This is a genomic window from Lacticaseibacillus manihotivorans DSM 13343 = JCM 12514, from assembly GCF_001435035.1.
Lineage (GTDB): Bacteria > Bacillota > Bacilli > Lactobacillales > Lactobacillaceae > Lacticaseibacillus > Lacticaseibacillus manihotivorans.
Genome location: NZ_AZEU01000156.1, coordinates 1 through 8020 on the forward strand (window position 1 = coordinate 1; position 8020 = coordinate 8020).

Sequence of the window (8020 nt, forward strand, 5' to 3'; positions counted from 1 at the left end):
TTATTTTGTCTGAGTGCTAACGATAGTGGCTAACTTGATTGTAAAACGCGGGAAAATGACTTTTGCCCGCAATGTGGTGGAAGACCTCAACCGGCATGTCGCCATTAACTTGGATACCAAGCACAACCGGTTTGAATTTCTGTTTGTGGATTGACCAACATTAAAAAGGCGCCCCTGACGACTTCAACTCGTCAGAGGCGCTTTGTTTTATAGAAATACTTCGTCTAACAAGCCGTTCAATTCGGTCACAGCTTGAATTTGTTCCATTTCATTCAATGCTGGCAAATCAGCAAATTCGCTATGCGCGATCATCGCTGCTTGTTGTTTGGGGGTAAATTCCAAGTGGAATTGGACGCCCATGATGCGATGATGATAACTAAAGCCTTGGTTAGTAACGGCTTGATTGGTGTAGCGAATCTCAGCACCCGGCAATTGGCCCATCCCCATCATATGCCACTGAAATACCGCCAATTCACTGCCATCCGGACGTGCGACGGTGCCGCGGCCAAGTTCTGGCAATGGCATTGGCAATACCGGTGTCCCAAAAGCACGGACGATTTGTTGCGCACCTAAACAAATGCCAAATACTGGCCGGCCGATTTTATCCATGCTGCGAATCAAAATGCGTTCTGCAGCTAACCAAGTATGATCGTCATCCACATTTTGCGGACCGCCGAGTAAAATCACGCCATCGAGATCATTGGCGTTGATCGGCGTCAAGTTGTCGCCAAGATCTGGACGCATCACTTTTAAGTCGATATCATGAGCAGCAGCCCAATCAAAGATCAAACCGGGATCTTCATTGTCTTCGTGTTGTAATACCAAAATTTCCATTTCTTCACTACTCCTGATTTTTTAACCCTTTAACAAATTGGCTATAGGTGTCGCCGTTAGGATCAAATAACGCAAACACCACGATTTCCCAAGCACCATCAAATTCACTGCGCCGCAAGGTTTCGCCAAAGATTTTCCCGACGGCATATGGCGAATTGCCAAACACGCCACACCCAAAAGCCCCGAGGATCGGCACGCGCACGCCATTGGCTTTAAAGGCGCGCAAAGTTTGTAACACTTTTTGCGCGATATCTTTTAGCGCCAAATCTTCATCTAAATTGGGATAACGCCGCAAATTTGGCGCCGCGACTGTGGCCACATCCACATAAGCCCCAACCAAACGCTGACCATCATAGTCAAAAAGCCGGCGGACACGCTTGGAATAAATCATATTCGGCGTATTCAACCCACCATTAGCATCCGCACGGTTTGGCGCGTAATAACTGGATTCAAATTGCCGCAATGCTGGGACCAAATACGTGCCTCTGGCAATACTTTCTTCTTGGGCTTTAGCCCCATACTCAACGCCACCACCAGGATTCGTCGGGCTGGCAAAATTCATCACGCCAGCATTTTGATTATAAGCAGACATCACCGCAAACACATCGTCATTGATCGCCCGCCAAGGCGCCTTTTTGTCTCCAAGTGCTGGGGTTTCTGGTAGCGACTCTGTAATTAAGTGGCTAGTCGGCCATTCTGGGTCGGCTTTAAAGGCGGCCATCGTTTGGCGAAACATCTGAATTTGATTCATCACCTAAACTCCTTAACGACTGTTTTCTCCAGCATACCACAAGCCGCGTGTGAAGTTTCTGTAAACTGCTGTTATAATATGGGTTTCAATGCTAGAATGGACCTAGTTTACAATAAGAAATGGGGAATGTTTGAATGGACAGTGGCCAAGTCGCCTCTAACCTACTGGTGATGGTCGTCACCTTCTTATTTGCCGCCTTTTTTGTGGCAAGTGAGTTCGCGCTGGTGCAAAGTCGCCCAAGCGCGCTAGAGGAACTTTTAGATGCCGGTGAAGGCAGCCGTAAAAAGTTGAAACGCGCGCTTAAGATGGTCCACAACTTAAACGAGTATCTTTCCACCACCCAAGTTGGTGTTTCCGTCGCCGGGATCATTTTAGGGTGGATCGGGGAAGAAACCGTTGAATTCTTACTTTTAGACCTGTTGAAACTTACACCACTTCAATTACCTAATGGCAGTTTGCACATCGTCGGCGCCGTTTTTGGCGTGTTGATCTTGACTTACTTAGAAGTGGTGTTGACGGAAATCGTGCCGAAAAACGTGGCGATCGATTTACCAATTAAATCCTTAATGTTTGTGGTCACCCCACTGCATTACTTCCATATTATCTTCTATCCTTTTGTTTGGTTGTTGAACTCAAGCGCCACTGGCATTGTGCGCTTGATCGGGATGAAACCAGCCGATGAAGGCAATGAAGTCTTCACTCAAGCCGAAATCTTGAACTTGTCCAAAGCCGCCGTTGGTTCTGGTGAAATGGACCAAAATGATGTCACTTACATGCAACGTGCCTTTGACCTCAACGATAAAGAAGCCCGTGACGTGATGGTCGATCGTACCAGCTTAGTGGTCATCGACATCGACACGACGGTCAAAGAAGTCATTCGCGATTACTTAACGGAAGGCTATTCCCGTTTCCCAGTGGTTGCAGACGGTGATAAAGATAAGATCTTAGGCTATGTCTACATTTACGACTTGGTGCGCCAAGCTCGAGTGGACGATTCTGTGCGCGTCTCCAAGATCTTGCGTACGATCGTCACCGTTCCTGAAGGCATGCCGATCCACAACATTTTGCAACAAATGATCCGCAAACAAACACCAATCGTCGTCGTGGTGGACGAATACGGTGGGACCAGTGGAATCGTCACGGATAAAGATATCTACGAAGAATTGTTTGGGACGGTCAAAGACGAAATCGATGATGTTTCCGATGAATATATCATCAAAACCGATAAAGATGACGTCTTCAAAGTTTCTGGGAAAACCACGTTGTATGACTTTGAGCGGTTCTTCCACACCAAGCTTAAAGCCTTCCAAGAATCTGACATCGTCACCATCGCCGGGTATTTAACGGAAGAACATCCCAACATCAAGCTTCATGATGAAATCAAAATCGATCGCTACACCTTCACCGTCACCGACTTTGCTCGAGGCTTTGCCAACTGGTTTGACGTCACTGTCGGGCCAGAATTGCCCCCTGTCGATGAAGATGACGAAGAAGATCAATAACATTGACGTGCAAGGAGATCTCCATATTGGAGGTCTTTTTTTGCCCCCGACTGTCTGGCTAAAAAGTTATGAAAATCACAGAATTGATACAGCTAAGACGACATGTTCAGTTTCAAAAACTTTCATAAGATTTTCAGAAAAATTAGTGCTAACATTATTAATGGATTAATTATAAGAAAGGAAGCGACAATTTCTTGGATAAACCTTTAGACGTCAATGGCAAGCCGTATCACCGCGGTTTGCTGGTGGCGACCTTGTTGATCGGGACTTTTACCACATTTATCACCCAAACCATTTTAACCACGGCCTTCCCTACCTTAATGACCAGTTTTCATATTTCAGCTAGCTCCGTGCAATGGCTGACCACGGGTTTCATGTTGGTGATGGGGATCATGATCCCAGTTTCAGCTTGGCTATTAAATAAATTCAATGTGAAGCATTTATACCTCACGGCGATGAGTATTTTCTTTGTCGGGACATTGCTTTCACGTTTTGCTTGGAGCTTCCCAGCATTGCTCGCAGGCCGCTTGATTCAAGCCATCGGCGTCGGCATGAGTGCGCCAACGTTTCAAAATGTGATGTACTCGATTTTCCCGCCAGCTAAACGCGGTTCTGCCATGGGTTTAGCTGGGATCGTCATTGGCTTAGCGCCTGCGATCGGGCCAACGCTTTCTGGTTATGTGTTGTTGAACCACTCATGGCGCGCATTGTTTACGATGCTGTTGCCGATCGTGGCAATCGTGATTATTTTAGCCAGCTATTCGATGCATAAAGTGCTGGAAACCTCCAATCCGAAAATCGATAGCATATCCGTTGTGGAATCCACGATTGGCTTTGGTTCCCTGCTGTATGGCTTTTCTGCAGTCGGCACCAAAGGCTGGAGCAGTCCAGTGGTCATCGGCTTCTTGTTAGTCGGGGTCTTGGTAGTTGCCGCTTTTGCCCATCGCCAATTGCATATGGACAAACCGCTTTTGGAATTGCGAGTCTTCACGTCTAAGACCTTCACGCTGTCAGTGATTTTAACTGCCGTGGCCTTCATGTCGATGGTTGGCGTGGAAATGGTTTTGCCGATGTACATTCAAACCATTCGCGGCCAATCGGCTTTCCAGTCTGGGCTGATCTTGTTGCCAGGTGCCATTATGATGGGGATCATGAGTCCGATCACTGGGCGCATTTTTGACCGGATTGGAGCTAAGTGCTTGGCCACCACTGGCTTATTCCTGCTTTTATGTGGCACGATGCCCTTGATCACCTTGACGGCCGATTCACCGATTTTGTTCGTGACGGTGTTATACACGGTGCGGATGTTTGGGATCACCATGGTCACCATGCCTGTCACCACTGCCGGGATGAACGCCTTGCCTGCTGACTTGATCGCGCATGGTACTGCGGTGAATAACACGATTCGCCAAATCGCGGCTTCCATTGGGACGGCGATCATGGTTTCTGTGTTAGCGTCTGTCACTGCAGGACATACGCCAGCGGCTGCCTTAAAAGCCGCATCCCCAGTGTTGTTTGCGCGTCAGATGCAAGCAGCTACAGTGGCTGGTTATCGCGCCGCCTTCGTCGTTTCCTTGATCCTTTGTGTCTGTGGTTTTCTCTTGTCGTTACGCTTGGAAAATGATCCCATCGACCAAGGAGGTGCGCACGCATGATTTTAATTTTATTCGTGTTAGCCGCTTTGGGCTTTTTCTATCATCGAGTGTTGGATACACATGGTCGCCCGCGGACGATCGGCAGTTGGGCCACAGGGCTCGTGATCGTGATTTCCGTTTGTGCCATTGCCGCCAATGATGCCTGGCACTTTGGAATGCATGAAACCACCAGCACCACAACGACTGCTTTAGTGGGTAAAACTGTCGTCAAGCATGAGCTTGGCACTAACGGAAAAATGTCAGCTTACGGCTTTGCCACTGCAGCTGGTCAACAAAAAGCCGCCCCGAGTTTAACCACTTCCACACAATTGCAACGCGGTGCCGCAGATGCCAGTTTGGTGACGCGCACCACCCGCTTGAAATTCAATTCCAAGTTTGCTGAAGTGATGTACGCTGGCTCTGGCCTTGATGGCAAACTGATCGCCAAGCACATCACCTTAAAGGTACCAAGCAGTTGGCAAGTCATCACCAAATAATTTGATCATGAACTAAATGGCAGACGATGCGCGTTTGTCAATCGCGATAGTCAAAAAAGCAATCACTGATCACACCCGAGGGTTTGGGCTGATCAGTGATTGCTTCTTTTTATGGTTTAGTTTTCGGAAATGGTTTTCTCCCAAGTGAACTGCTTGTGGGCCAAGCGGATCACCGCATCACAGCGATTGGCCACATCTGGTTCATGGGTGACGATGATGACACATTTGCCAAGATCGCGTGCAATTTCTTGGAACAAGTTGATCACGGCATCGGTGTTTTCTTCATCCAAATTCCCAGTCGGCTCATCGGCAACCACCAGTGGTGCATCACACACCATGGTACGGGCAATGGCGACGCGTTGTTGTTGACCACCAGAAAGCTTTTGCACATTTTTGGTCATTTGTTCTTCAGATAACCCGAGCTTGGCGAGCATTTGCTTGGCGAAGGCCTTGTCGCCTTTATGCTTGGAACCTGTGATGGCCATCGCCGACATCAGATTCTCTAAAGCCGACATGTAGGTGAACAAGTTATACGCTTGAAAAACGATGGCGACATCATTTTTACGGTAATTGGATAAGCCAATGCCTGCAATATCGGCACCGTTGAACTTGATTTTGCCCCCGCGCGGTTTGTCGAGGCCGGCCAGCAAGGATACCATGGTGGTTTTCCCAGAGCCAGATCGGCCGACGATCGCATAAGAGTGGCCAGCGCTGAACTCTAAATCGACATCTTTGAACAATGATTGATCGGCACTGGTGTACCAATACGTTAATTTTTCTGTGGTTAACATGACAGTCCTCCTATCCGATCAAGACTTTCTTTGGCTGCAAGCGTAAGATCCCGCCTGCCCCGACCAAAATGGCGATGAAAATGATCACGAGCCCAACCGCAATCAATAACAAGATGGCTTGTGGTGTGACTTGCGTGGACAGCTTGGTTTCCTTTTGTTTTTGTGTAGCCATCGCATTGGCACGATTGCCCATTTGACCACTTGGCGCGCCACCTTGGGCATTGCCAGAGCCGCCAGGCGTGCCGCTCATTTGACTCGTGGTGCTAGTCGTGGTGGTTTGCGTGGAGACGATTTGTTGCGCAAGTTTATCGCCGACAAACTTCCCACCAACACCAGCGACGCCAACGCCGATCACCAAGACCACCAGCAATTCAACGAAGAATTGGGCGATGATCTTCATGCGGCTTTCACCTAAAGATAACAACACACCAATTTCATAACGGCGTTCGCGGATCATCAAGATCACGATCAAGGCTAAAATAATCGTGCCGGCGATCACCACCAGCCAGACGATTTTGTTGGCAAAACCGGTGACGGATTTCATCGAGGACTTGACAATTTGATAAGAGGCATCATCAGAGTTGATCGAATACTTGGAAGTGTTGATCAGCTTCTTGGCTTGGGCTTTGACACTCGAGACTTTAGACGGTGTGGAAACATTGAAGGTCACAGAATCTGCGGTGCCAGCGTACTTGCTCCCTTTCAAGGTGTTGGCAAAAGCGGTCCCAGTGAACACCGTGTTGGCCGGATCTGATTGACCTGGGCCCATCGAAGCGGTGGCACTAGACTTGGCTTTGTAAATGCCGACAACTTTTAAAGTGTAGATTGACTTGCTACCAGTGGTCGACTTCAACTTAATGGTACTCCCTACTTTCAACGAGTTGGATTTGGCTAAGTTAGTTTCGATGACGACATTTTTGGTATCAGCGTCACTGGCTTTCAGCCCCCGGCCTGAGGTAATGGTATAGGTGCCATCAGAGAAGTTTGCGTTCGACGCGGTGCTAGTGACTCCAGAAACGGTAATGTCGCCACTGGATGCACTCGTGCCACCTGGCATTTTCCCACCAAAGCCTGAGGATGATGAGCTTGACGTTTCGATCGCATCAAACCCTTTAGCGTTAGCTGATGTCGATACCGTTGCCGAGTAGCTGGAAACCCCAGATAACGAGGCAATTTGCTTAGCAGTGCTCAATTTCACCGGACTGGTGGTGAGTTTTGGCATCGTCGGCTTACCAGATGTTGTGCTGGTTGTTGACCGCATTTTCTTAAAGGCGGCTTCTCGATTGGCACTTAACGTCAAGGTGGCGCCAACTGAGTCTTTGGCTTTTTGCGTCGCCGTGGTTGCGGCACTTTTGATCAAAAGGCCCGCCAGCACAAATAACATAATGGCACTAGTCACAAGAATCAGCAGTGCGGTGCGGCCTTTTTTAAAGCGCAAATTCAACCAGGCGCGTTTGACAAAATTCATAACAATCGCTCCCTTATTCAACAATATCTTCAGCTTAGCGAAAACTCTTGCATAAATAAGTGGCAATTCAAGGTGAAAACTTGGGGAAAATGTGAATAAACTTCTGCTATGCAAAAAGAAGGAATCCGTGGTATCTGTCATTGAAAATCGCCTATTTTATGTTGATTATAATTTACACAGATAATATAGGCTTCACTTGGGTGTCATGATATACTACGATAGCTGGGAGCTCTGAACGCCCCCGGGTGAGACGCCATCTCCTGACGGTGAAAGGTTTGGACTTACTCTTCACTTTGGTCGTGGCTTCCGCTGCGGCGACGCTTCTGGTGACGGGCATCACTGCACTGTGTCGTTTTATACAATTAATGTACCAGCAGTCCATCGGCCGACACGCCAAATGTCGTCAGGGCAAGCACTCACGACGGCGATAATATCGACTGAGAAGACGTCCGCTCAAGGTTCACTACCTTGAACGACGTTTTTTTTCACCTTTGATTTACAATTTAAGTGCAAGATGATAAGTGCAAGAAAAAGGACTCATAG

At 48.1% G+C, this 8020-nt stretch carries 7 protein-coding genes; 3 read left to right on the forward strand and 4 right to left on the reverse strand.

Going from position 1 to position 8020, the window contains the following annotated elements; genetic code table 11:
• Nucleotides 1-207: 207 nt before the first annotated feature.
• Nucleotides 208-834 carry a type 1 glutamine amidotransferase gene (locus tag FD01_RS09150; protein WP_054718946.1) on the reverse strand — a complete coding sequence of 209 codons (627 nt, stop codon included), beginning with the start codon at nt 832-834 and terminating at the stop codon, nt 208-210.
• A 7-nt stretch (nt 835-841) separates the two neighbouring features.
• Nucleotides 842-1585 carry a TIGR02452 family protein gene (locus tag FD01_RS09155; RefSeq protein ID WP_056963852.1) on the reverse strand — a complete coding sequence of 248 codons (744 nt, stop codon included), beginning with the start codon at nt 1583-1585 and terminating at the stop codon, nt 842-844.
• A gap of 134 nt (nt 1586-1719) precedes the next feature.
• Between FD01_RS09155 and FD01_RS09160 the strand changes: the two genes are divergently transcribed.
• The 3 genes from FD01_RS09160 to FD01_RS09170 all read left to right on the forward strand — a co-directional run bounded on the left by FD01_RS09160 (nt 1720) and on the right by FD01_RS09170 (nt 5218).
• The gene (locus FD01_RS09160) at nt 1720-3087 is read left to right on the forward strand and encodes a hemolysin family protein (RefSeq protein WP_056963854.1); all 1368 of its coding nucleotides are present in this window, start codon (nt 1720-1722) and stop codon (nt 3085-3087) included.
• Nucleotides 3088-3281: 194 nt separating this feature from the next.
• Complete coding sequence (locus tag FD01_RS09165; protein ID WP_054718943.1) at nt 3282-4742, forward strand: MDR family MFS transporter; 1461 nt, start codon at nt 3282-3284, stop codon at nt 4740-4742.
• Nucleotides 4739-5218 (forward strand): DUF4811 domain-containing protein, encoded by a 480-nt coding sequence (locus FD01_RS09170; RefSeq protein WP_056963856.1) that lies wholly within the window; start codon nt 4739-4741, stop codon nt 5216-5218. Before FD01_RS09165 ends, FD01_RS09170 begins: the two co-directional genes overlap by 4 nt.
• Before the next feature lie 116 nt (nt 5219-5334).
• Here the strand turns inward: FD01_RS09170 and FD01_RS09175 are convergent, their stop codons facing one another.
• Nucleotides 5335-6009 (reverse strand): ABC transporter ATP-binding protein, encoded by a 675-nt coding sequence (locus FD01_RS09175; protein WP_056963858.1) that lies wholly within the window; start codon nt 6007-6009, stop codon nt 5335-5337.
• 10 nt (nt 6010-6019) lie between these two features.
• Complete coding sequence (locus tag FD01_RS09180; RefSeq protein ID WP_056963860.1) at nt 6020-7477, reverse strand: ABC transporter permease; 1458 nt, start codon at nt 7475-7477, stop codon at nt 6020-6022.
• Nucleotides 7478-8020 lie beyond the last annotated feature (543 nt).